Source organism: Sorangium sp. So ce124 (genome assembly GCF_051525235.1).
GTDB classification, from domain to species: Bacteria; Myxococcota_A; Polyangia; order Polyangiales; family Polyangiaceae; genus Sorangium; species Sorangium atrum.
Genome location: NZ_CP150312.1, coordinates 6,045,756 through 6,069,014 on the forward strand (window position 1 = coordinate 6,045,756; position 23,259 = coordinate 6,069,014).

A 23,259-nucleotide genomic window follows, 5' to 3' on the forward strand; every position below is an offset into this window, starting at 1 on the left:
AGGGCGTAGGCCGGGCTCAGGCGACCGTGCTAGCCTGGCGGCGTGATTTGCTTCTCCGGACCGGGAACGCTGTCATGAATCCGTTGGTCGGCGAGATCATCGACGGCAAGTACCGGATCGTCCGGCTGCTCGGCCAGGGGGGCATGGGCGCGGTCTTCGAAGGCGAGAACCTGCGCATCCGGCGCCGCGTCGCCATCAAGCTGCTGCACGCGAACATCTCCAGCCAGGCCGAGTCCGTCGCGCGCTTCGAGCGCGAGGCCCAGGCCGCCGCCCGCATCGGCTCCGATCACATCTGCGAGGTGCTCGACCTCGGCGTGCTGCCGGACGGCACGCGGTACATGGTCATGGAGTACCTCGAGGGAGAGACCCTCGGGGCCAAGATCGAGCGGATGGGGCGGCTCGGGCCCGAGATCACCGTGCCGATCATGGTGCAGGTGCTCGAGGCGCTCGGCGCCGCGCACGCCGCGGGGATCATCCACCGCGATCTCAAGCCCGACAACATCTTCGTCATCCCGTCGAAGGCCGGCCTCAGCAACTTCGTGAAAGTGCTCGATTTCGGCGTCTCGAAGTTCTCGCAGCTCGCCGGCTCGGAGATGAGCATGACGCGCACGGGCGCGGTGGTCGGGACGCCGTACTACATGTCGCCCGAGCAGGCCCGCGGCTCCAGCCCCGTGGATCAGCGGACCGACATCTACGCCATGGGCGTTCTGCTCTTTCAGGCGACGACCGGTCAGGTGCCGTTCGATGCGGCGACGTTCAACGAGCTGCTCTTCAAGATCGTGCTCGAGCCGGCCCCCTTGCCCCAGCAGCTCGTGCCCGACCTCGACGCCGAGTTCTCCGGGATCATCCAGAAGGCGATGGCGCGCGAGCCGGGGGGCCGCTTCCAGAGCTGCGCGGAGTTCAAGAACACGCTCCTCGCCTGGGCCGCAGCGCGGCCCAGCCTGGCCTTGCTGACCACGGGACGGACGTCCTTCCCCCGGCTGTCGCTGCCGTCCCAGCCCGATACGACCACACCTCCGCCGACCCGCACCGAGCCGCCATGGGGTGGCCAGCATGGGACGGCGGTGCCCGGCATGGGCCAAACGCCGCAGCTGACCGCGAACTCGTGGGGCGCCTCGTCAGGGGTCACGGGCCGCTCGACGCGCCCGGCTTCCAGGATGCCGCTCCTCGCCGCGATCGCCGGGGCGGCCAGCTTGTTCGGCGCGGGCGTCGCCGTCTGGCTCGCCTTCGGACACAGCGGGACGACGGGCGCGGCCAGCGCGGATCCGAGCGCTGTCGGCGCGACCGCCATCCCGGCGCCCTCGCCCCCTCCTCCCGCACCGCCGACCGCCCCGCCGACCGAGCCGATCGTCACCGCGAGCGCCACGGTCGCCGAGCCTGCTCCGTCCGTCACCGCCGAGCACGTCGCGGCGCCGACGGCCTCCTCGGCCCAGGTGAAGCCGCTCCCGCCGCGCCCACAGCCTCCCCAGACGAAGCCGTTGCCAGTCACGAGGCCGCCGCAGACGGCCCCGTCGACGAAGCCGAGCACGTCACCCCAGAAGCCGCAAAAGCCGGGGGTACCGGGCGACTTCGGCTACTGACGCCCGCGCCGCGCAGAGCGCTCGGATCAGAACGCGCCGCGCAGCCCGAGCCCGGTCGGCGTCACGTAGGGGGCGATCCAGGCGGAGCTCGTGGGCTCCGGCTTGGACGTCAGCTCCAGCACGAGCAGCGTCACGCCGCCGGCGAGCAGCACGCCACCCCCGATGAGGCCGGCCGCGCCGATCGTCTGCTGTGACGCAGCATCGGAGTCGAGCGACTTGATCTTGGCCTGGATCAACGGGCCGCACTCCGCGCCGACGCCGCTCTGCGATTCGCACCCGCGCGAGGCGCTGAGATCGTTCGCTTCCTTCTGCGTACCGCTGCTCTTGGCCAGGAACACCGAGCCCATCACGACACCGCCGAGCCCGAGCGCCGTGGCCGCGATGCCCCCGCCCAGCATCGCCGCGTTCGTCTTTCGCTCCTGGGTGCCGTGCGGGGCGACAGGGGGCACCTCGGTCTGCCCACCGCCCCAGGTGCCCTGCCCCTCGACCGAGCCTCCCGGCGGGGGGACCACGGCGGGGCCTTCCGGGACCGGGATCTTCAGCTCCTTCCGCTCGCCGTCGCCGATGGTGACCCCCTGCTCGATCGGCGCGAGGCCCGGCGGAGCCACGGTGACCACGTGATTCCCCGGATCGATCGGGCGATGCACGCCGAGCAGCGCGTCCGCGACCGGCTGGCCGTCCAGCTTCACGCCGATCTTCCGGCCGGCGGCGCCCTCCAGCGCGATGCGCAGCGACGCGATCTTGGGCTCGATCGCGGCGAGCTCCTCCCTCGCGTCCTGCTGTGCCCTCTTGAACGGAGACGGCGCGGTGGGCGGGAGCTCCTCGCGGACGATCCTCAAGTAGGTCTCCTTCGCAGCGACGAGCCGGCCGAGGCGCACCTGTGCGCGCGCGATCAGCAGGAGGTGCGTCGGAGCGTGCACGAGCGCCTCGGCGCGACCCAACAGATCGATCGCCTCCTCGAAGCGGCCGGACGTGAACGCCTCGGCGCCCTGCGTGGCCAGCGACCGCGCCGCTGCTCTGTCCTGGTCCGACTGCGCAAGTGCCTCGCCCGTCGGGAGCAGCAGGAACAGCGCCGCAGCGAACGGAACGCATCGTCTCAAGAGCACTCAGGCCTCCTCGCGCGCCACGCTATCACACGCCGTCGACAACGGAACAAATCAGCCCTCGCGGCGCCCTTGCACGGGCGCAGGCGGCGCTTTCGCTCGCGAAACGCGCGCGGCGTGCTGGCCGCTCGGCCCAGCGCCGCGAGCGCCGGCGCAGGGCGCCCGCGGCGCGGCCGCGCCCGACGCTCCGCCTCGCGGCCCCTGTGAACCGTCCGCACAGCGCGATGGCACCCATTCTGCTGCGTGGAACGCGCCATGGATTGCCTCCGCTCCTCCGCGCCCCTCGACGCGGGACTCCCGTCCTCGGAGCGATTCCTCAGGGGACGCCTTCTCGGGGGGCGGTACCTCGTCGAGCACATGATCGGCGCCGGCGCGATGGGGCGCGTCTACCGGGCGCGGCACCTCGGGCTCGGGCGCGCGTGCGCGGTGAAGGTCATCCACGAGCGCGTCGCCGCGCCGCGCGTGAGCGGCAGAGCGAGCCACCGCGTCTGCACGACGCGCGTCGCCGCGTCGCCGCGCGGCGAGGGCGCCGGCCACCGAGGATCGAGCGGCGTGAGCGAGAGGTCGCGCTCCGAAGAGAGGTCGCGCTCCGGCGGCGTCCGCGCCGGAGACGCCGTGCTGAGGTTCCATGTCGAAGCGCTCGCGGCGAGCCGGCTCGATCACCCGAACATCGTGCGCGTCCTCGACTTCGGCTGCGAGCCGGTGAGCCTACACGGCGCGCTCGGCGCGAGCGCCGGCGGACACGAGGCGGAGCCGCCCAGCCTCTGGTACCTGGTCACCGAGCACCTCGACGGCGAGGACCTCATCGACCTCCTGAACGCCGCCCCGATCCTGCCCCCGGAGCGCATCGTCTCGATCATGCGCCAGCTGTGCTCCGCGCTGCAGCACGCGCACGACGCGGGCGTCATCCACCGCGACGTCAAGCCCGAGAACATCCGCCTGGTGCCCCGCGTCGACGACGACGGGGCGCCGTTCGAGCAGGTGAAGCTCCTCGACTTCGGGACGGCGAAGCTGCTCCACGACGACCGATCCGGCGCGTTCGGCGGCTCGCCCCTGCTCCCCGTGCCCGACGAGGACAACGGCAGGCTCGTCATCGGAACCCCGGCCTACATGAGCCCGGAGCAGGCCGCAGGGCAGCCTGTCGATGCGCGGAGCGACGTCTACGCGTGCGGCGTGCTGCTCTTCGAGATGGCCACGGGGCGGCTCCCCTTCGAGCGCCCGACGCCCGTCGCGCTCGCCGCCGCGCACGTCGAGTCCCCGCCGCCCCGACCGAGCGCGCTTCATCCGGCGTTCGATCCCGATCTGGAGGCGCTTATCCTCCAGTGCCTGCGCAAAAATCCAGAGGACCGCCCGCAGAGCGCGCGCGCGCTGCGCGAGGCGCTCGGGCACATCGCGCTTCGCCGGGCGCGCTCCGCCGCCGACGAGCACGCCGCGGTCAGCCGCTCTCCGCGCCCCTCGGAGAGCGCGCGCCCAGCGACGCCGTCCTCGTCGCGCCGGAGGTCCTCCGCGGACGACGCCGCCACGGCGCGCTCGGCGGGAGCCTCGACGTGGGTGGGCCATCGCTCGCCGTCTCTGCCGGAGAGCGCGCACCTCGAGCGCCCCGGCTCTCCGCCGACCGCGCAGCGAGACGAGTCGTCCGCTTTAACGTGGGTCGGCCACCGCTCCACGCCTTGTCCCCCGGCTGCGCTCGTCGAGACGGCCTCGCCCCCCGCGCCGGCTGGCGCGCCGCCGGTGGACGCGGCACCCCCGCCCGCCGAGCCGTCACCTCCCGCGCACGCTCCGGCCAGCGCCCAGCGCGCACCGGCGCTCGACGCGGCGATCGAGCCGCTCTCCTTGCTTCGAGCGCACCGCCCCTGCGGATCGCGGAGCCTGGTCGCGCTCCGCCGGCGCCGGCGCGGGCGCCTCGCGCCGGTCGTGATCGGCACCGTCGCTGCCACTGTGCTCGGCGGATCGCTGTGCCTGCTCTTCAACGCTGCAGGCGCGGCGCTCGCCACGCTCACCTCGCCATCGCCGGAGCGCGAGGGCGAGGCGCCCCCGACCGCCGAGGGACGCGCATGGCCGGCGCGCGCGCCAGAGCCGGACCCCACCTGCCCTGCGGGACCGCCGCGGTGAACGCCCCAGCCGGGCCGCACGCCGGGTACGCCCCGGGGCACGGCGGGCCGACGGGCGCGGGCGACGCGCCCGCGCCCGCTCACGCGACGCCCGGATCGGGCTCGGAGCGCTCGAGGAACGACGCGAAGCAGACCGACGGCGAGGGCCGAGGCGCGCGGTGCGAACGAAGCGCTCACCCCACGCCGGGAGCGCGCCGAGCGCGCCGCGATCCTCGATCCAGCCAGCGCCGCCGCGCGCCGATGTACAGCCGATGCCCAGCGCAGCGCGCTCGATGGCGACGCAGTTCACGCTGGCCACCGGGTCTCCGCTTCATGGCGGTGCGAACGTAGCTCACCGCGCGCGGCACGTCGTCTGCAGACGCTGGCGCAGACGCTGGCGCAGACGCTGGCGCCGGGCGAAACGCTGGACGCTGGCCTCCGCGTCGACGCGGGAGGACGGCCCTCGGCGTCACGCGGTGTCGAGAGGAGCGAACCATGTCCGTGCTGTTGTGGATCCTGTTTGGCCTCATCGTCGGCGTCATCGCCAAGCTGCTGACCCCTGGCCGCGACCCGGGTGGCTTCGTGGTCACAGCGCTGCTGGGCGTGGCCGGCTCCTTGCTCGGCGGCTTCATCGGCCGGGCGATAGGGCTCTATCCGTCGTATCAGTCGAGCGGCGGCTTCTTCACGTCGATCCTGGGCGCCATCGTCATCCTCGCCATCTACAACGCGACGATCGGCCGGCGAACGATGAGGCCCTGATCGCTCCCGCCATCGACGGGCTCGCCCCGCCGCGAGGCAGAGAGCTGCCCGAGCAGCGCGGCGGCGGGCACCACGCGGGCCGGCGCGGCGCGCCGATCCAGGCGGAAATCGAGCGCGACGTCCGGCGGCAGCGGCCGGATGGCGCCCGCGCCGTAGCAGCGGTGATAGACGAGATCGCCCGGCCCCGCGCCCCGCCCGCCGAGCTGGTGGCTCCACCACCGCGAGTAGACGGTAGGGCGTTCGGGATCGACCGAGAGCAGATCCGCGCGCTCGAGCCGCACATCGCCGTGATCGCCGCCGTCCGCTGCGCCGCGCTCTGCGGTGAGCCGCCCCCCGTCGCCAACGCTGTAGACGATCCTGAACCCCTCGACATCGCCCTTGCCGTAGACGGCGCGCTGGACTCCCGGAGCGAAGAGCAGAGCGTGCGTGTAGACGAGGTCCACGGCGAGCGCGGGCAGCACGGTCCAGGTCAGCCAGTTGTTGCCCCACGGCCGCTCCTCCGAGAAGAACGCGTAATAGCCGACGGAGACCTCACCGCGCTCTCCGACCGAGCTGCGGTAGTACAGGACGTCGCCGAGCTCGCCTGCGCTCGCGACCGTCGAGCCGACACAGACGGGCTGCCGCTCGATGGCCGCGCCGAGCTCCGTCGGCTCCGCCGGATCACCGGCGACCGTGCACGGCAGCGCGCTCCCGCTCGTGGAGTTGGCAAGGAGGGAGACGGCCAGCGCAGCGATCGGGAGGGAACGGCTCAGGAGATTCCGGACGGGCATCAGGGCGGACAAGGCTAGCGAGCCCGTCGCTACCCGCGCCAACGCCAACGGCCGTTCTCGTTCGACGACTCACAACAGCGGCGCCGAATGGAGATCTCCGGGGGCTCACGGCTCTCCGCGCTGCGGCGCCGGCCTTGGAGCGCTCGTCACTCGCGGGGCGCGCCGCCGCTCGCCGGCGCAACGCCGCCGTCGAACGCGCCGATCGCCCTGCCCGCGAGCGCCCCGGCGGCGAAGGTCACCGCCGCGATCACGAGCCAGGGAAGGAGTCGAACGCGCCGCAGCGGGCGCGCGTCCCTCCAGTGCGGCGTGACGGCGCTCCTGGCCTCGCTGCGCTCGCTCCCTTCTTCCGGCGCGCATGGGCGCGCGTCCGTCCCGCGCAGCGTTGGCGTCACCTCGCCGCGATCGTCCCCTGAGCGGCCCGCGGCGGTCCGCCGCGCGCCCGTGCGCCCGCGAGACCCGGCGGATCGCCTGCAGCCCCGCACGAGCAGCGACCGGTGCCGATCGCGCCCGCTCGCGACCTCGCGCACGAGCGCGGCGATCTCCTGGCCCGCGAGCAGCCCGCGCTCGCTCGAGCTCGGCTCGTCGCCGCCGCTCGGCGCTCGGCGCAGCGAGGCGAGCACCTCGGCGAGCGCCTCTTCCATCTGCGCCGCGGTCTCGAAGCGGCCCTCCGGATCGCGCGCGAGCGCGCGCCGGATCGCCTCCTCGAGCAGCGCCGGGCACGCGGGGCGGAGCGGCGCGATCGCCGGCACCTCGCCGGAGAGCACCGCGCCCATCGTCGCGCCGTCGTCCTTGCGGTGGAACAGGCGACGCGCCGTCAGCAGCTCGAAGAGGATCACGCCGACCGCGAAGAGATCGGCCCGCGCGTCGACCCTCTGCCCGCGCAGCTGCTCGGGCGCCACATAGCCGAGCTTGCCCTTCACCGTGCCGCCGCCGCTCGACGGGGCCGCGTCGTCGGACGAGCACGGGGAGCCGAAGGGGCCGGCGTCCTCCGCGCTGCTCATCGCCGTCATCTGCGCGACGCCGAAGTCGATGAGCTTGATCTCCCCCTCGAGCGAGAGGAGCACGTTCTGCGGGCTCACGTCGCGGTGCACGAGACCGACGAGCTTCCCGCCGTCGTCGCGGAGCCCGTGCGCGTGCCCGAGCGCCCGCAGCACGCCCAGGCCGATCTCGATGGCCGCCTCGAGCGGGAACGGCCGCCCCTCCGCGAAGAGAGAGCGCGCCGCAGCGGCCAGATCGCAGCCCGGGACGTACTCGATCACGAGGTGATGGCGTCCTTCGTGAACGACGAAGTCGTGGAACCGGATCACGTTGGGGTGCTGAAGCCGGGCGCTGATCCAGGCCTCCCAGAGGAACATCCGCACGATCGACGGATCGCGCCTCGCCTCGGGCCGAAGGCGCTTCACGACGACGGGGTGGGCGATACCTGCCGGCCCGCGCCGGCACGCGAGGAACAGCTCCGCCATGCCGCCTGCAGACAGGCGCGCGAGCAACGCATAGCCGCCGTCGCCCATGGGCAGGTCCATCTCTCGACCCCTCCACGGCAGCTCTGCCGCGCCCCCCTCGCTCCGCGCCGGCATCCCGAACGCGCGAAGCGAGGACGGCCGCCGCGCCATCCACTGCCGGAGTCGCCCCACCCCGGCCAGCCCCCGGACTTGCCCGCGCCGCCACATCGCGCCTTCGCTATTCACGCTGCATGCCACGGAAAGTGCCGCGGCACCGTCACCTCCGAGCCATGGGCGTCGCGCGGTCCTGCGTGGATCCCGCCGGATGAGAGCGCATGTCGGCAGCCGCAGAGAGCCGCGGCGAGCGCTGCTCCCCGCGGAAAATGCGGAAAACTCGATGGCCCCGTGTTCCACACAGCGGCGCAGAGGAGCGCGCGCAGCGCCGGGCCCGCCCGCGATGGAACGCAGGTCAGGCCACGGTGGCCGGTGAGGCGCGGACGCGGCGTGCGAGCAGCGCGCGCAGCTCACGGAAGGAGACGACGCGCAACGCGAGGAGGAGGACGGCGTAGACAGCGACGCCCACCGCGATCGACGCCCACATGCCCGCGAGGACGCGCGCGACGTAGGCCGCGGTGACCATGGCCGCGGTCGCGGCGAGGACCGCGAGGATGCGGCCGAGCTGCACGACGTGGGCCCAGCGCGCGGAGATGCCCCACGACGCGACCAGCGCGCCGGCGCTCACGGCCAGGGTCGCGCACGCGGCGCCCATGGCGCGGTAGCGAGGCAGCAGGAGCAGGTTCAGCGCGACGTCGACGACGAGCGCCGCCGCGAGCAGCTTCACCATCGCGACCTCGCGCTTCGCCGCGAGCAGCGGCAGCGTCACGACCTGGAACGCGAACGTCACGGGGACGCCGCACGCGAGGATCCGGAGGACGTCGGCCGCCGGGGCGTAGTCGCCCGCCCCTCCATAGACGAGCTGGATGACGTCTGGCGCGAGCAGGAAGATGCCGGCGGCGACGGGCAGCCCGAAGAGCGCGGCGACGAGCATGCAACCGCCGTAGAGGCGCCCGAACGCGTCGCGATCCTGGACGTAGAGGCGCATGCCCGCCGCGAAGGCGGCGCCGAGCAGGACGTCGGGGAGCATCCTGAAGTTCTCGCTCAGCACCCAGGCGGCGCTGAAGACCCCGACGGCCTTCTCGTCGCAGAGGGCGCGGAGCATGACGCGGTCGATCTGGAGCAGCGCGCTCGAGAGCGCCCCGAGCGCGCCGATCGGCAGGCTGCGCTTCGCGATTTGCCAGAGCTCGGCGGGGGGCGTCGTGAGCTCGGGCCGGTAGAGGCGGGAGCGGAGATAGTGCGAGGTGATGGCGAGCTCCAGCACGTTGCCGAGCAGGAACGCCGCGGCCGCAGCGACGACGCCGAAGCCGAGCGCGAGCAAGGCGGCCGAGAGCGCGATGACGAACAGCCGCGCGCCGAGCTCCGCGTACAGGATGTACTGGAACCGCTCGTGGGCCTCGAACGAGAGCCACATGGTCGAGTAGAGCAGCGTCGCGAGCTGGGAAGCCGCGGCGAGCACGATGAGCTGCGCGCCGAGCCCCGAGCGCGTCGCCAGCACGACGGCCACGGTCGCGCCGAGCACCACCGTCCCGGTCACGCCCCTGATGGCGAGCGCTGCGCCGAGGTGACGCGGCCCGAGCTCGGGCTTCACGGCGACCTCTCGGGCCAGATATCCCCTCACCCCGACGCCGGCGGCGATCGTGACGATCCCCGCGATCGCGAGCGACGCCTGGAACTCCCCCCAGGCGGCGACCCCCACCTTCCGCGCGAGATAGCCGACGAACACGACGCCAAGGACGGCCATGATCGCCTGCTTCAGGAGCATCAGCGCCGCGTTCAGCGCGATGCGCCGGCCATCCTTCATGAACACCTCCTGGTGTTCCCCATGCTGTCGGGCACCGCTGTCCGCGCAGCGGGATCGGCCCCCATTCGAGCGTCGTGCGCCCCCAGAGAGCGTCCGTCTCGCGCAGCGAGCGCTGCCCAGCCGCGCGCGCGGCCTCCGCTCAGCGAGCGCCGTCGCTGGAGCTCGGCACGAAGCGCCGTCCGAGACGCCACTCGATCACGAAGCGCCGTTTGCAACGGCGCTCCAACGCGAGCCGCCCATCAACCTCGAAGCACCCGAAGTGCAGGAGGATCGCCAGCGCAAAAGGGGGTCGGCGATCCTCGGAGCGGGACACGGGATTCGAACCCGCGACCCTCAGCTTGGGAAGCTGATGCTCTACCAACTGAGCTAGTCCCGCGCGAGGTGGAGGAAGCTTCTACCGAATCCGAGGCCGCTTAGCAACCCCTTCATTTCGTTTTCGATCCCGACGTCTTCACGCCTTCACGCCTTCACGTTTTCGCCTGGTTCGACGGCCGCCGGGGCTCGGCGCGCGCTCCACGTTCGTTCCAAGCCGCGCCGCCAGCGGCCCAGCCGCGCCGTTGGCGGCCCAGCCGCGCCGCTACCGGCGCGCGCGCGCGCCGAGCGCAGGCGCGTCGAGCGCCTCACCCGGCAGCGGCGAGCGCGCGCGGATGGCGCTGTCGCAGTCGCTGGTCGCCGCCGCGATCGCGCTGGAGATCTCGATCGTACCCGCGTCCGGCGGGATCCAGGGGAGCTCGTGCAGGATGGGCCTGTCCGACGGCAGCCAGCGCAGGCTCCGCGTGACGAGCACGACCGGGTGGTTGCTGTCCACGAGCTCGCTCGCGAGGCGCGCGCCGCCGAGCGGGGCCGGCGGAAGATCGAGGCAGACGAGGCACGCGTCGAACCGTTCGGTCGCCGACGCGAGCAGGGCGTCGGCGATCGACGAGGCGTCCACGATCTCGACGTTCGTCAGCGCACCCTCGATCGCACGGGCGAGCGCGTCGCAGGTCGCGGCGCGGGCGTCGTGCGCGAGCAGGATCCTGAAGCCGCGCACCGAGCGCGGCCCAGGCCGGCGGGCCTCGACGACCTGCAACCTGCCCGAGGGCGGCGTCTCGCGCTCACGAGGTGCACGTCGAACGGTCATGGACTCCCCTTCCTCAGCTACACCAGGGCAACCGTGCCCCAGGCTAACACCCCTTGAGCTCAAACTGACCAACCTTTATATGAGGGCGCGCTTCTTTCCTCGTCGCCGGTTCTTGGTTCTCGTTCGTCTCGGTTCTCGTTCGTCTCGGTTCTCGTTCGTCTCGGTTCTCGTTCGTCTCGGTTCTCGTTCGTCTCGTCTCGGTCGTCTCGGTTCACAGCCACGCCGCGACGCGGCATGCCAGCAAGGTCTACGGAAACATCTACGAAGGACGGTCACGCATGAGTCGGTTTCTCATCTCCACTCCTTGCGAGTGCCAGGCAAGCCTGTCAGCCACCCTGGACGAGCACCGGCACGTCACCGCCGGGTGGGCCACCCGGAGTCCCCGCGGCCGGTCGGCCGCCGGTGAAGCCGACAAGGAGCTCGCGCCGGCGCACAGCATCAACGCTCACCTCGACCGGTTCGACGTGGCGTGGTTGTGCCCCTACTGCGGGCGCAACACGCTCCGCACCTTCGATGCGGGCGCCATGAGGCGACTGCCTGCGGCGAGCGCATCGCCCGCGGCAGGGCTCGTTCCTCCCGGCACGACCTCGTCGCCGTGAAGCCCCCGATGCGCCGCGACCTCCTCGGTCCGCGCGTCGCGCCGATCCATCCGCCGCGCGTCTGAGCCTGGGCGTGCGCCACGCTGTCGCGGCCGCGCGGCCCCGCGCGGCGCCGCTGCGCAGCATCTCCCGCGCAGGCGCGAGCATCCGGGCGCGACCGATTCATGGCCCCTCAACCTGCCGCGCTCGGGGCGCATTCCCACCCTGTCGATGATCGGCACCGGCGCGCTCCGGAGCGCGCCGCTCTCCGGCTCAGCTGCCTTTTCCCGCCTGCGACGTGCCCATCGTGCCGAAGATCCAGTCCCAGAGCGGCGACGACACGCCCCACCGGGCATTTTCTCCCGTGTGGTGATGGACCATGTGATGGCGCTTGATCCACTTCCCCCAGCGCGAGCTCATCCGGAAGTGATGAATGGCATAGTGCGTCCCGTCGTACGCCAGGTATCCGAGGCCGAAGCCGACGAACAGCGGATCCGCCGGAACAGGCCCAAAGACGACGCGGAACAGCGTGTAGAACGCGATGCCGAGGGGGATGCTCGCGCCGAGCGGCATCACCAGCCGGTCGGCATCCTGCGGAAAATCATGGTGCACCCCGTGGAGAACGAAGTGCATCCGGCGCTGCCACAGGCGCGGCCCGACGTAGTGAAACACGTATCGGTGCAGGACGTACTCGGCCAACGTCCATAGAAACAGGCCGACCAGCACGAGCCCGAGCCCGGTCAGGAGGCCGACACCATGCCGGGCGGCGCGGACGCCCAGATAGCTGTAGACCGGCAGCCAGAAGACGAACGGCGTGATCGGATGGATCCGCGAAAACCGCTCGATGAGCGGCGTCTCGAACATTTGGCATGTCGCTGGACGCGCGGTGCGCTCGGTGGAGGTGACGGTCATCGTGCACCCCTGGTACCGCATTTATCCATTGTCGGCCAGCGGTAGCCCGACGCCCAACGGCCCGCTGGACGCCGGGAAATGACCATGATCCCGTCACGGTGAGCGCTCGCCGGCGCGATCCTTCCGCGGCGACGCGCTCGGGTCGAGCCTGCGTCCGCCCCGAGCCGCGCGGCGCGCCCGGGGCATGCGCGCGCGATCAGCTCGCGAAGGAGGCCTCGTAAAGATGGCGGAGATCGTCGCGCGAGCACGGGCGCGGGTTGCTCGTGTGGCACGCGTCCTGAGCGGCGAGATCGGCCAGCGCGTCGAGCTTGTCGCGGGGGACGCCCGCCTTCTCGAGGCCGGCCGCGAGCCCGATCCGGGCGCGCAGGGCGCGGATGGCGTCGGCGCACGCGGCGGCGTCCTCGGGAGCGCCGAGCAGGGCCGCGACGCGCGCGAGGCGCGGCGCGGCCGCGGCGACGTTGAACTCGACGACCGGCGGGAGGCAGAGGGCGTTGGCGAGGCCGTGGTGCAGGCCGCACTCGCTCGAGAGCGGGTGCGCGAGCGAGTGGCACGCGCCGAGCCCCTTTTGGAACGCGACGGCGCCCATCATCGCCGCCTTCATCATGCCGCCGCGCGCCTCGAGGTCGTCGCCGTGCGTGACCGCCCGCGCGAGGTGCGCGGCGGCGAGGCGGATCCCCTCGAGCGCGATCCCGTCGGCCATCGGGTGATCGCCCTTCGCGACGTACGCCTCGATGCAGTGGGTGAGCGCGTCGAAGCCCGTCGCCGCCGTGAGGAAGGCCGGCATCGACCGCGTCATCACCGGATCGAGCAGCGCGGCGTTCGCGAGCAGGTGCGGCGAGAAGATCACCGTCTTCCGGTGGTTCACGTCGAGCGTCACGACGCCCGAGCGGCCGACCTCGCTGCCGGTCCCGGCCGTCGTGGGGATCGCGAGCATCGGCGGCACGTTGGGCGTGATGAAGCGATCGCCGCCCGTGGCGTCGTCGTAGTCGACGAGCGGCCGATCGTGGTTCACGCCGAGGCGCACGAGCTTGCCGACGTCGAGCGGCGAGCCCCCTCCGAGGGCGACGACGAGATCGGCGCGGGCCGCGCGGAACGCGGCGACGCCGTCGTGCACGTTCTTCTCGATGGGGTTGCCGAGGACGTCGTCGAAGACGGCGACCTCGAGGCCCTCCTTCCGCAGCGACGCGGCGACGGGCTCCAGCAGCCCCGAGCGGACGACGCCCTTGTCCGTGACGACGAGCGCCCGCGCAGCGCCGAGCCGGCGCGCCTCGGCGCCTGTCTGCTCGACGACGCCGGCGCCGAAGAGGATGCGAGTGGGAAAGCTCCAAACCGTGAACTGGCTCATGATCACACCGCCTCGAAGTAACGCTTCAGCTCCCAATCCGTGACCGCGCGCTCGTACTGCCGCACCTCCCAGTCGCGCGTCAGGACATAGTGCTCGACGAATTTCTCGCCGAGGATCTCGCGGGCCATCTTGCTGCCCGCGAGCATCCGGGTCGCGTCGGCGAGCGTACGGGGCAGCGACAAGCGCGAGGACTCGGCGGACGACGCGTCTCCGGAGGCCTGCGCCGGCGGCTCGACGCCGTGCTCGATGCCGTAGAGCCCCGCGCCGAGGCACGCGGCCATCGCGGTGTACGGGTTGATGTCCGCGGCCGTCTGCCGGTACTCGACGCGCGCGCCGGGCGTGCCGAGGCCGATGAGGCGGATCGCGGCCGTGCGGTTCTCGACGCCCCAGCTCGCGGTGAGCGGGGCCCAGACGCCGGGCACGTACCGCTTGTAGGCGTTGATCGTCGGCGAGTAGATCGCCGTGAGCTCGGGCATCAGGGCGATCTGGCCGCCGACGTAGTGGCGCAGCGCCGCCGGGATCCGATCGGGCGACGACGCGTCCTCGAAGACGTTGCGGCCGTCCTTCCAGAGGCTCTGGTGCAGGTGCCCGCTCGAGCCGGGGAGCTCGGCGTTCCACTTCGCCATGAACGTGACCGCGAGGCCGTGCTCGTGGGCGATCTGCTTCATGGCGACCTTGAAGAGCGCGGCCTTGTCCGCGGCGCGGAGCACGTCGTCGTAGCGGATCGCCGCCTCGTACACGCCCGGGCCGGTCTCGGTGTGCAGGCCCTCGATCTCGACGTCGAAGGCCTGCATCTGATCGAGGATGGCGGCCATGAGCTTCTTGTTCTGCCCCTCGCGGACCCACGAGTAGCCGAACATGCCGGGGCTGAGCGGCGTCAGGCCGGCGAACCGCTTCTCGTGCAGCGAGCGCGGCGTCTCCTCGAAGAGGAAGAACTCGAACTCGCACGAGAACTTCGCCGAGAACCCCATCCGCTCGCCCTTCGCGATGACGCTCCGGAGGAGCGAGCGCGGGCACGCGGGGTGCGGGCCGCCGCGCTCGTCGCGGAAGTCGGCGAGCATCGCGACGGTCCCCGGCTCCCACGGGATGTCGCGCAGCGTGCTGGGATCGAGGACGGCGTGCGCGTCCGGGTAGCCGGTGTGCCAGCCGGTGACCTTGGCGTTGTCGTAGAGGACGTCGGCGATGTCCCAGCCGAAGATGACGTCGCAGAAGCCGAAGCCGCCCTTGAGCGCGCTCTTCAGCTTCTCGAGCGAGACGTACTTCCCGCGGAGGATGCCGTCGATGTCAAACCCGCCGATCTTCGCGCGGGTGATGCCCCGCGCTTCCAGATCGGAGAGGAGCTTCTCGGAGGTCGAGGCGGTCATGAGCCGCGACGATAGCAGGGGAACGGGGCGGCATGGCAAGCGCCCGCGCGAGCCCTCGGGCGGCGCCCCGCCGTCTGGAAGCGCGCGTCCGGCGCGCGCTCACTTCACCCGGACGACCTGGATCGGGTAGCGCTCCGCGAGCGGCACGAGCACGCGCTCGACGAGCTCGCGGACGCGCGCGTAGCGCTGGTGGTTCGTCGCGGCCGGATTGCGCTTCGAGTCGACGACGCCGATGCGGATGTCCAGCGTGCGCGCGTCCTCGACCCCCCCCGTCACGAACGCGTCCGGGTGCACCTTGTCGAGCTCGACGTTGAGCTCCGCCGCCTCCGGCGCCGCGCCGACGAAGGTGACCTCCAGCGCCTCGCCCAGGCCGTTCAGCACGGCGTTCAGGTTCTCCACCGGGAACGGCTGGCGCGCGAGCCACGCGACGACCGCGCGACGCGCGCCGCGCAGCGCCACGCTGACGACGAGCGCGACCGAGATCGGCGCGAACACGAGGACGCCGAGCGCGCGCGCGACCTCGGGGCCCGCGTCGCGGCCGAGCGCCCCGAGGAAGACGAGCAGGAAGACGCCGGAGGCGAGCGCCACGAGCGGGGGATCGGTGAGCACGCCCCACCGCGAGGTCGACGCGTTCATCAGCCGCGTGAAGCGGGCCGACACGCTCTGATCGGCGCGCTCGCCCGCGGCGGCGCTCCCGTGCGTCAGCTCAGGCATCTCCAGCATCTCCGAGCATGCGCCAGAAGAACAGCCCGACGCCGAAGAGGAGCAGCACGCCGGCCACCCAGAACGAGCGCACCGGGCCGAAGCTCAGCGCCTCGCCCGATTGCTTCATGATGAGGTCGGCCACCGTGACCACGCACGCGAACACGATGCAGACCACGGGCAGCGCGAGTTGCTGGAGGAGCGTCGGCCCGGTGAGCGGCTTCGGATCCGGCGGGCGCGGCCGCGCGTCCGCCGGCGGACGCGCCGTCGGCCGGTACCTGCTCGACGGCATGTCCGACAGCGAGCGCACCGCGGCCGGCGCTACCGACGTCGTCGTGCGCGGCGCGACGCTGAGCGCCATCTCCAGCGGCGGCGTGCTCTCGATCATCCCGCCCATCCCGCCCATCCCGCCCCCGCGCGCGAGCATGCTCGGCGCGGCGCTCTCCATCCCGCCGCCGCGCGGGAGCGCGCCCACGGGCGTCGCCTCCGCGAAGCCGGCGCGACCTCGCGCGCTCGTCGGCACGTTCTCCGGGACGAGCGCGCCCACGCCTCTGCTGTGCGGGCTCTGCGGCGCCTCGGGGAGGTCCATCTCGAGCCCGGCCGAATCCGAGGGCGGCGGCGGGCGCACGCTGCTCGCAGGACCTTCGCGGCGCCCTCCCCTCGGCGCGCGCATCGAGGCCGGGGCCACGTCGAGATCGAGCTCGAGCGACCCGGCGTCGCTGGGCGTGTCGAGCCACACGTGCGCGGCGCGCTTGACCTGCGGGGCCGCGCGCATCGACGACGGCGGCGGCGGCGGGACGGAGTACGCGTCGTCCTGCGCGGAGGTCCGCCCGAACGTCGACGGGAGCCCCATCGCCGCCTCCAGCTCCGTCCAGAAGGCCTCGATGTCGCGCGTGCGGTCGCGCGGGCTCACCGCGAGCGCGCGCTCGAACACCGCGTCGACCTCCGGCGGGACGTTGGCGCCCTCGGCCCGGGGCGTGGGCCGGCGCTTCACGTCCAGCGCCGTCCCCATCATCGCCTGCGCCTCGCCGTCGATCACTTGCCGCCCTACGAGCGCCTCGACCATGGTGAGCGCGAGACCCCAGACGTCGGTCCAAGTTCCCGCCTGCCCGAACCGCTTCGGCGCCCACTGCTCCGGGGCGCCGTACGCCGGGGAGAACGCGTTCAGCGGGTCGCCGTTCGTCACCCGTCCGACCGCCTGCTCGGCGAGCGTCTTCGCCTGCGCGATGCCGTAGTCGAGGATCTTGAGGCGCTCCGTCCCCTCCTGCGTCGTGATGAAGATGTTCTCGGGCTTGAGGTCGCGGTGGATGATCGACACCGTGCCGTTCGGGCTCGGGAAGCGGTGCGCGCGCGCGATCGCCTGCGCGATGGGGCGCATCATCTTCATCAGCCTGTGGAGCGGGATCGGCGGCTCTCCCTTGAGCCTCCGTCGATCGATGACCTTGTCGAGCGACTCGCCCTCCAGCCACTCGAGGGCCAGGAAGGGGACGAACTCCCCTCGCTTCAGGTGCAGCACGTCGACGTGGAGCGGGCGGACGACCTCCGGGATCGAGGCCGAGAGCCGGAAGAGCAGCTGGGCCTCCTCGCGGAACTTCTCGAGGAAGAGCTGCCGCTCGCGCGGGGTCTTCGCCTCGGACACCTTCAGGCATTTCAAGGCGACAGGCGCGCGGAAGCCGGCGTGGAGCGCGCGGTACACCACGCCGAACCCTCCCTCCGCGACCACCTGCTCGACGTGGAAATTACCCGCCTGCGTGGTCCCGACGATGCCGAAGACGTCGTCCGCCATGCTCCCTGAGCCATAGCGCACGGGGCCGCTGGACCGAAGGGTGAAACCTAATTTTCCTGTTCGATCGTCCCAGGTCCACCGGTCCCCCCGCGTTGGGGAGGGGCCGGGGTGACCAGATGGGCGTAGAGGACGGAGAAGGGAGCGAGGCCGGCCGTTCAACGCGACCGCACGTGGCCCGAGGCAGCCGCGCGGCCGGGAGGCGCCGGCTCAGCTCCGGAGATGGGAGGAGGCGTCGCGGTGGGCCCGGTCCTCCTCCTGGAGGATCGTGAACACCAGGCCGGCGCCGATGATCGGCAGGAGCCAGACGAGCTGCGCTTGCCAGACCTTCTGCTTGGGCTCGTAGACGCGGCTCCGGAAGACGCGCACGGTGACGTAGACCTGGAAAGCAAGGACCGCCGCGATCGCGGCACCGACGAGGATATCGAAGAGCGTCATGGGTGGGCCGCGGACAGCCTAGCCATGAAGGGCCTCCCTGCAAGGCAGCGGGGCCTGCCGTCGCGATTTCGTCCCCGGCGGGCACGGAGCCGACGCACCGGCGGGCGGGCAACGCGATCGAGACCGTCCGCGGCTGCGTCACGTCGGGCACGGCCTGATGTTTCATGAGCGGTCCATGAGCCGGTCGGGATCGACGCTCGCCGCGCGCTCAGCCGACTCAAGGCGCCGCCTGGGAGCGCCTCGCCGCATTCCAGCTCGCTCCGATCGCCTCCCGACGGCGCTTCGGAGTAAGGCCTCTTACTTCGATCGCCTCCCGGGAGCGCCTCGCCTCATTCCAACTCGCGCCGATCGCCTCCTGGCGGCGTTTCGGAGTAAGGCCTCTTACCTCGATCGCCTCCCGGGAGCGCCTCGCCTCATTCCAACTCGCGCCGATCACCTCCGGTGACACTTCCTGCCTCCCCTGCGACCCGCCGCCTGCCCTTTCTGACCGTATCCAGACAAGGGGCCAATCTGCCGGACCTGCGACCCTCGTCGGAGCGAGCATGGCCCATGAGCACGAGCACAGGTTGCGGGTCCTGCACATCTCAGATCTCCACGTGCGCGGACCGTGCGAAACGCAGGGCCAGCGCCGGCGGCGCGTGCTCGGTGAGGCGTGGGAGATGAACCTCGATGCTCTCGTGAAGGATGGGATCCCGATCGCTCTCGTCCGCTTCACGGGTGATGTCGCCGACAACGGGACCTCTGAGGAGTACGGACCAGCGACAGAGTTCGTGGGAGCGACGCTCGCGCGGCTCCACGTGCCGAAAGAGCGGTTCTTCGTGGTGCCAGGTTGCCTGGACTCAATGAGTTGCGAGGCCCTGCCGAGCTGCCAGAAAGCAAGCTCCAAGGGCAAGGAATGCGGGAAAGAGAGAAACCGCAAGGGGCGCAAGGGGCGCAAGGGACCAGAGACGAGATATTATCTTTCCTTCCCCTTGCGCCCCTTGCGGTTTCTCTTCCCTTCTGTTGATTCCTCGGGACTCCAACGTGATCGATGCGCGAGGACACCGATCACGTTGTTCAGGCGAGAAATGAGCCACCAAGAGGCCACAAGACGCCATGAATAACACAATATATTGGCGTCTTGTGGCGTTCTTGGCTGTTCGAAACTCTGCGCTTTTCAGGCGGTTTCAACCCGTTGGTCGCTCTAGCCGTTCGGGGCTGCCGAGGGACGCCACTGCCGCGCGCGCGATCGGCTCGCTGCCAGCAGTACAGCCGAGCCCGTCGCCGGCAGCGCCGCGGCGCATCGCGCAAGCGCGATCCCGGAGCTCACCGGCGGTATCCGAGGAGAAATCCCGGGCGGAGCTCCACCGACGTCGTACTAGAGTGCGCGCGTGCCTCGACCTCGACCCGGCACCCGCCCGCGACGCACCTCGACGCTCGACCTCCCCGTCCCCCTGCGCGGCCGGATCCTCCTCGCCGCCGCGCTCGCTGGCGCCGCGGCGTGGCTCGCGGCCGCGTGCTCCACGCCGTCGTCGGGGGTCGACGGCGGCGACCTTCTCGGCGTCTTCGAGCAGGACGCCGGCGCAGCCGCGGCCGACGGCGGGCAGCCGCGGCCTTCGGCGGCCCGGCAGGACGCCGGCGCCCGCGCGGCCGGTCCGGCCAGCGCGGCCGCGCCGCCGACGAAGCCGCCCGCGGCGAGGCCGCCCAGCGAAGGGAGCTGCGTCGCCGAGCAGGGGCGCCCCGGACGAGAGCTCCGCAAGACGCTCGGCAGGCCGCCGTGCCGCGGCGCCCAGGTGCTGGAGACGCGCGACGCCGAGGGATCGCCCCGCTACGCCTGCGTGATCGCGCCGAGCGGCGTGGAGACGCGCGCGCCGCTGCCGCTCATCGTCTTCTTCCACGCCGACGGCGACAACCCGACGAGCGTCGACAAGGAGACGGGCCTGCGCAAGCTCGGCGCCACGTGGAACCTGACCGGCGACCCCGCCCACGCGGGCTTCATCGTGCTCGCGCCCCAGGGCCGCGCGTTCAAGGCGCCGAGCCAGGCCGAGCGCGAGCGCGGCACGAAGATGTACACGGCGACCGCGCCGTTCGACGTCGAGTTCACCGGCGAGGGCAACGTCGACGTCGTGACCGTCGACGCCTTCGTCGACCAGCTGATCGAGAAGAAGCTCGTCGACAGGCGGCGCATCTACGCGCTCGGCGGCTCCTACGGCGGCCACATGGCGGCGACGTACGCCATGATGCGCGCGGACCGCGTCGCGGCGTTCGCCACCTTCGGCAGCGACGCGCCGCCCGCCGAGTGGGCGTGCCCCGGCCCTCCCCCGCCCGCGATGGCGGTCTACCGCGCGTGCGACGACATGTTCCCGTGTGAGTCGGTCGAGCGATGGCTGCGCGCGCGCGACGCGCTCTCCGCGAACACCTCGTTCCTGCGCCTCGACGAGGCCAGCAGGGACGAGCCCCACTGCGCGCTCCGGAACCGCTGCTCCGCGAAGAAGGGCGCCATCAACCACGCGCGCTGGCCGAAGTCGCGCGAGACCGACCTGCTCCGCTTCTTCGCAGGGCACGTCCTGGCGCTCGGCGCGGACTCCGTCGCCCGAGACCGCTGAGCGCCCCCGGGCGCAGATCGACACCAGCGCGCGCTGACGGACGCCGGCCGCCGCACCCGGACGCAGACGCACGCAAACGTACGCAAACGCGCGCCGACGGACGCGCACAGACGCTGACCGACACCAGCGGGCGCAGACCAGCGCAAACGCGCGCTGAACGCGCGCTGACGGACGCTGACGCCGCAAGCGCACGCCGTCACTGCTCGTCCCACGTGCGCGCCAGGCTTCGCTGCACGTCGACACTGCAACGTTGCGGTGCGGCGTTGAGCGGACCCGGCGTGTTGTCGTAGTGTTCGTCCCCGATGTCTTCTCAGGTTCAGCCCCTGCTCACACCCTTGCCGGCCGGAATGTCCATCCCCGCCGGCACGCTCCGCGCCGAGATGGAGTCGCGCCGCGCGACCGGTCGCCGCTTCGACATCCGCGAGGCCATCGGCCTCGCCGTGCCGCTCTGCACCCAGCTGCACGAGCTGCACGCGCAGGGGCGGACCATGTTCGTGCACCCCTCGTGCCTCGGTCACGGCGCGAACGGCACGATCCAGCTGATCGAGGAGCTCGCCCACACCCCTCCGCTCCTGCCGCGCGACCGCGCCTGCCTGGCGCCCGAGGAGCGCAAGGGCAACGAGGGCGACGCGCGCGCGAGCGTCTTCGCGATCGGGGCCATCCTCTACGAGATGCTCACGAACAGCAGCGTCGGCCCCGGGATGCGGCGTCCGGCGGACGTGATCCCGGACCTGCCGCCCGCGCTGGAAACGGTGCTCGGCAAGTCGCTCGTGGCCGATCCGAAGCACCGCCCGGCGGATCTCGCCGCCCTCGCGCAGGCGCTCTATCAGATCGTCCCGACCGCGTCGGAGCAGCCCCCGAGCGCCGACACGTCGCACCTCGATGCCGACGGCGAGTTCGAGGTCGACGTCAACCTCTCGATGATGCCCCCGACCGGGCACCAGGAGGAAGCGCGCGTCCCGTCGGCGCCGTCCGTGCCGAGGATCCAGGCGGTCTCCGGGGATGGACCGTTCGCGGTCGCCATCCCGGTCAACCAGCCGCAGCGCCTGCACGGCAACGATCCGACCCGCAAGCTCGCGGATCTCAAGGCCGCCCTCGAGTCGGATCCGCGGCCGCGGTACGTCGTCATCAAGGACGGCATGGACCATGGGCCGTTCTCGTCCGTGGAGCTGCTCCAGCAGATCGCGTCCGGCTCCTTCACGGGGGATCAGGTGCTGCGCGACACGTTCTCCGCGGAGGAGCGCGCTATCCAGGACTGGGAGGAGTTCGCCCCGTTCGCCGAGCAGGCGAAGCTGAACCGGGACATCGTGCAGGAGAAGCGCGCGCTCGACGCCGTCGTGTCGGCCGAGAAGCAGGGCACGCAGTACAAGGCGCTGCTCGGCCTGGCCCTGATGGGCGTCATCCTCGCCGCGGGCGCGGGCTGGTGGTACCGCGAGCGCAGCCACAAGGAGCAGGAGCTCGCGGTGCAGGGCGCCACCGACCGCGTCGCGATCGAGGTCGACGCCGGCCTCGGCAGCGGCAAGACGGGGCGCGCCGGGGGCGGGGCGCGGCCGGCCGGCGGCGGCAGCTACCCGACGCTCGGCGGCGGCCTGAGCTGTGAGGCGGCGCAGGCGCGCTACGTCGAGGAGTACAAGATCGGCAACAACGGCGCGCCCGATCTCACGGCGGGCGCCTACGGCAACGTCCTGAATCGCGGCACGTACCTGAATGCGTGCAACGTGCCGTCGAGCATGGAGGTGAACGTCTGCGCCGCGGTGCAGAACGGCCGCGCCGTGGGGGTCACCGTCACGACGAGCCCGTCGAACCCGAGCATCGCATCGTGCATCTCCGGGCAAATCCGCGGGATGTCGTTCCCGTCGCACCCGCGGCTCGACGTCGCCCGGACGACGTTCAAGTAAAGGAGACCGGCGCGCCCCTCCCCCTCCGAACGACGAGGCCGGCGCGCCCCTCCCCGGCGACCGTGTCCACGCGACCGATGATCCAGATCGAGCAGCTGACGAAGAGCTTCGGGGGCATGCCGGTCCTCCGTGGCGTCGACCTCGACGTGCCGGCCGGCTGCCTCTACGGGCTCATCGGGCCGGGCGCCTCGGGCAAGAGCGTGCTGCTCAAGATGATCACCGGGCTCCTGCGGCCGGATCACGGGCGCGTGCTCGTCGATGGAAAGGACGTCCACGCGCTCAGCGAGCTCGAGCTCCAGACGTTCCGCCTCAAGTTCGGGATGCTGTTCCAGAACAACGCGCTGTTCGACTACATGACGGTCGGAGAGAACATCGCGTTCCCTCTGCGCCGCCTCTACGATCTCAGCGAGGACGAGATCGAGGAGCGGGTCGCGGAGCGGCTCCGCGCGGTGTCTCTCGCGGGCTTCGAGGCGCGGACGCCGGCGGGGCTGTCCGGCGGCCAGAAGAAGCGCGTGGGCGTCGCCCGCGCCACGATCGCGCGCGGCGAGATCGTCCTTTACGACGAGCCCGCGGCCGGCCTCGACCCGGTCACGTCGCAGCGCATCTTCGACCTGCTCCGCGCCGAGCAGAGGGCGATGAACGCGACCGTGGTGATGGTCTCGAGCGATCTCGACCGGCTGCTCACGGTCACCGACCGGGTGGGGATGCTCTACCGCGGACGGCTCATCTTCGACGGCACCACCGCAGAAGCGAAGGCGAGCGACGACCCGCGCGTGAGGCAATTCGTCCACGGGCTGACCGAAGGGCCGCTGTAGAGCAGCGCCCGCGCCGCGCAAGGCGCCCCCGGAACAAGAGAGAAAGGCGTCAAGAGG

General features: G+C 72.0%; 18 protein-coding genes and 1 tRNA gene. 7 read left to right on the plus strand and 12 right to left on the minus strand.

Translation table 11 applies throughout. The features are described 5' to 3' along the window. Positions 1–74: 74 nt before the first annotated feature. Entirely contained in the window at positions 75–1,580 is a 1,506-nt protein-coding gene (locus tag WMF19_RS22620) for a serine/threonine-protein kinase (protein ID WP_437900973.1), read from the plus strand. Positions 1,581–1,606: 26 nt separating this feature from the next. On the opposite strand, the gene WMF19_RS22625 is transcribed toward WMF19_RS22620, so the two are convergent. Then, a complete protein-coding gene (locus tag WMF19_RS22625; protein ID WP_437900974.1) occupies positions 1,607–2,686 on the minus strand; it encodes a tetratricopeptide repeat protein in 1,080 nt (359 codons plus the stop codon). Positions 2,687–2,938: 252 nt separating this feature from the next. On the opposite strand from WMF19_RS22625, the gene WMF19_RS22630 reads away from it, so the two are divergent. Continuing rightward, a complete protein-coding gene (locus WMF19_RS22630; RefSeq protein WP_437900975.1) occupies positions 2,939–4,795 on the plus strand; it encodes a serine/threonine-protein kinase in 1,857 nt (618 codons plus the stop codon). Positions 4,796–5,268: 473 nt separating this feature from the next. Next, positions 5,269–5,532, plus strand: a complete 264-nt coding sequence (locus WMF19_RS22635; protein ID WP_272099836.1) for a GlsB/YeaQ/YmgE family stress response membrane protein — start codon at positions 5,269–5,271, stop codon at positions 5,530–5,532. Here WMF19_RS22635 and WMF19_RS22640 read toward each other — a convergent pair. The 5 genes from WMF19_RS22640 to WMF19_RS22660 all read right to left on the minus strand — a co-directional run bounded on the left by WMF19_RS22640 (position 5,493) and on the right by WMF19_RS22660 (position 10,782). Next, positions 5,493–6,302: a hypothetical protein gene (locus tag WMF19_RS22640; RefSeq protein ID WP_437900976.1), complete on the minus strand. Its 810-nt coding sequence runs from the start codon at positions 6,300–6,302 to the stop codon at positions 5,493–5,495. The genes WMF19_RS22635 and WMF19_RS22640 overlap by 40 nt on opposite strands. 146 nt (positions 6,303–6,448) lie before the next feature. Beyond that, the gene (locus tag WMF19_RS22645; RefSeq protein WP_437900977.1) at positions 6,449–7,825 is read right to left on the minus strand and encodes a serine/threonine-protein kinase; all 1,377 of its coding nucleotides are present in this window, start codon (positions 7,823–7,825) and stop codon (positions 6,449–6,451) included. A gap of 388 nt (positions 7,826–8,213) precedes the next feature. Next, positions 8,214–9,662, minus strand: a complete 1,449-nt coding sequence (locus tag WMF19_RS22650) for a flippase (RefSeq protein WP_437900978.1) — start codon at positions 9,660–9,662, stop codon at positions 8,214–8,216. 303 nt (positions 9,663–9,965) lie between these two features. Continuing rightward, positions 9,966–10,038: transfer RNA gene (locus tag WMF19_RS22655), tRNA-Gly, on the minus strand. Positions 10,039–10,239: 201 nt separating this feature from the next. Then, a complete protein-coding gene (locus tag WMF19_RS22660) occupies positions 10,240–10,782 on the minus strand; it encodes a hypothetical protein (protein ID WP_437900979.1) in 543 nt (180 codons plus the stop codon). A gap of 278 nt (positions 10,783–11,060) precedes the next feature. Between WMF19_RS22660 and WMF19_RS22665 the strand changes: the two genes are divergently transcribed. Further along, positions 11,061–11,381: a hypothetical protein gene (locus WMF19_RS22665; RefSeq protein WP_012236580.1), complete on the plus strand. Its 321-nt coding sequence runs from the start codon at positions 11,061–11,063 to the stop codon at positions 11,379–11,381. A 252-nt stretch (positions 11,382–11,633) separates the two neighbouring features. On the opposite strand, the gene WMF19_RS22670 is transcribed toward WMF19_RS22665, so the two are convergent. The 6 genes from WMF19_RS22670 to WMF19_RS22695 form a co-directional block, all read right to left on the minus strand. Beyond that, complete coding sequence (locus WMF19_RS22670) at positions 11,634–12,272, minus strand: sterol desaturase family protein (RefSeq protein WP_437803481.1); 639 nt, start codon at positions 12,270–12,272, stop codon at positions 11,634–11,636. Positions 12,273–12,468: 196 nt separating this feature from the next. Further along, a complete protein-coding gene (locus WMF19_RS22675; RefSeq protein ID WP_437330632.1) occupies positions 12,469–13,623 on the minus strand; it encodes an iron-containing alcohol dehydrogenase in 1,155 nt (384 codons plus the stop codon). Then, positions 13,620–14,981, minus strand: coding sequence for a glutamine synthetase family protein (locus WMF19_RS22680; protein ID WP_437330633.1), 1,362 nt, complete (start codon positions 14,979–14,981; stop codon positions 13,620–13,622). The genes WMF19_RS22675 and WMF19_RS22680 overlap by 4 nt, the downstream gene beginning before the upstream one ends. A gap of 99 nt (positions 14,982–15,080) precedes the next feature. Beyond that, positions 15,081–15,695 (minus strand): hypothetical protein, encoded by a 615-nt coding sequence (locus tag WMF19_RS22685; RefSeq protein WP_437330634.1) that lies wholly within the window; start codon positions 15,693–15,695, stop codon positions 15,081–15,083. Further along, on the minus strand, positions 15,688–17,469 hold the full coding sequence (locus WMF19_RS22690) for a serine/threonine protein kinase (RefSeq protein ID WP_437900980.1): 1,782 nt from the start codon (positions 17,467–17,469) through the stop codon (positions 15,688–15,690). Before WMF19_RS22690 ends, WMF19_RS22685 begins: the two co-directional genes overlap by 8 nt. A 207-nt stretch (positions 17,470–17,676) precedes the next feature. Beyond that, a complete protein-coding gene (locus tag WMF19_RS22695) occupies positions 17,677–17,904 on the minus strand; it encodes a hypothetical protein (RefSeq protein WP_272099857.1) in 228 nt (75 codons plus the stop codon). A 1,370-nt stretch (positions 17,905–19,274) separates the two neighbouring features. On the opposite strand from WMF19_RS22695, the gene WMF19_RS22700 reads away from it, so the two are divergent. The 3 genes from WMF19_RS22700 (at position 19,275) to WMF19_RS22710 (ending at position 23,202) form a co-directional block, all read left to right on the plus strand. After that, the gene (locus tag WMF19_RS22700; protein ID WP_437900981.1) at positions 19,275–20,489 is read left to right on the plus strand and encodes a prolyl oligopeptidase family serine peptidase; all 1,215 of its coding nucleotides are present in this window, start codon (positions 19,275–19,277) and stop codon (positions 20,487–20,489) included. Between the two features lie 347 nt (positions 20,490–20,836). Continuing rightward, entirely contained in the window at positions 20,837–22,387 is a 1,551-nt protein-coding gene (locus tag WMF19_RS22705; RefSeq protein WP_437330638.1) for a hypothetical protein, read from the plus strand. 77 nt (positions 22,388–22,464) lie between these two features. Further along, positions 22,465–23,202: an ABC transporter ATP-binding protein gene (locus tag WMF19_RS22710; RefSeq protein ID WP_437900982.1), complete on the plus strand. Its 738-nt coding sequence runs from the start codon at positions 22,465–22,467 to the stop codon at positions 23,200–23,202. The last annotated feature ends 57 nt before the right edge of the window (positions 23,203–23,259 follow it).

Coding starts and splice junctions, on each gene's coding strand:
- WMF19_RS22670 (WP_437803481.1), bottom strand. CDS start 12,272: ATGACCGTCACCTCCACCGAGCGCACCGCGCGTCCAGCGACATGCCAA.
- WMF19_RS22650 (WP_437900978.1), bottom strand. CDS start 9,662: ATGAAGGATGGCCGGCGCATCGCGCTGAACGCGGCGCTGATGCTCCTG.
- WMF19_RS22685 (WP_437330634.1), bottom strand. CDS start 15,695: ATGCCTGAGCTGACGCACGGGAGCGCCGCCGCGGGCGAGCGCGCCGAT.
- WMF19_RS22665 (WP_012236580.1), top strand. CDS start 11,061: ATGAGTCGGTTTCTCATCTCCACTCCTTGCGAGTGCCAGGCAAGCCTG.
- WMF19_RS22630 (WP_437900975.1), top strand. CDS start 2,939: ATGGATTGCCTCCGCTCCTCCGCGCCCCTCGACGCGGGACTCCCGTCC.
- WMF19_RS22635 (WP_272099836.1), top strand. CDS start 5,269: ATGTCCGTGCTGTTGTGGATCCTGTTTGGCCTCATCGTCGGCGTCATC.
- WMF19_RS22640 (WP_437900976.1), bottom strand. CDS start 6,302: ATGCCCGTCCGGAATCTCCTGAGCCGTTCCCTCCCGATCGCTGCGCTG.
- WMF19_RS22710 (WP_437900982.1), top strand. CDS start 22,465: ATGATCCAGATCGAGCAGCTGACGAAGAGCTTCGGGGGCATGCCGGTC.
- WMF19_RS22690 (WP_437900980.1), bottom strand. CDS start 17,469: ATGGCGGACGACGTCTTCGGCATCGTCGGGACCACGCAGGCGGGTAAT.
- WMF19_RS22645 (WP_437900977.1), bottom strand. CDS start 7,825: ATGGACCTGCCCATGGGCGACGGCGGCTATGCGTTGCTCGCGCGCCTG.
- WMF19_RS22695 (WP_272099857.1), bottom strand. CDS start 17,904: ATGACGCTCTTCGATATCCTCGTCGGTGCCGCGATCGCGGCGGTCCTT.
- WMF19_RS22620 (WP_437900973.1), top strand. CDS start 75: ATGAATCCGTTGGTCGGCGAGATCATCGACGGCAAGTACCGGATCGTC.
- WMF19_RS22660 (WP_437900979.1), bottom strand. CDS start 10,782: ATGACCGTTCGACGTGCACCTCGTGAGCGCGAGACGCCGCCCTCGGGC.
- WMF19_RS22680 (WP_437330633.1), bottom strand. CDS start 14,981: ATGACCGCCTCGACCTCCGAGAAGCTCCTCTCCGATCTGGAAGCGCGG.
- WMF19_RS22705 (WP_437330638.1), top strand. CDS start 20,837: ATGTCCATCCCCGCCGGCACGCTCCGCGCCGAGATGGAGTCGCGCCGC.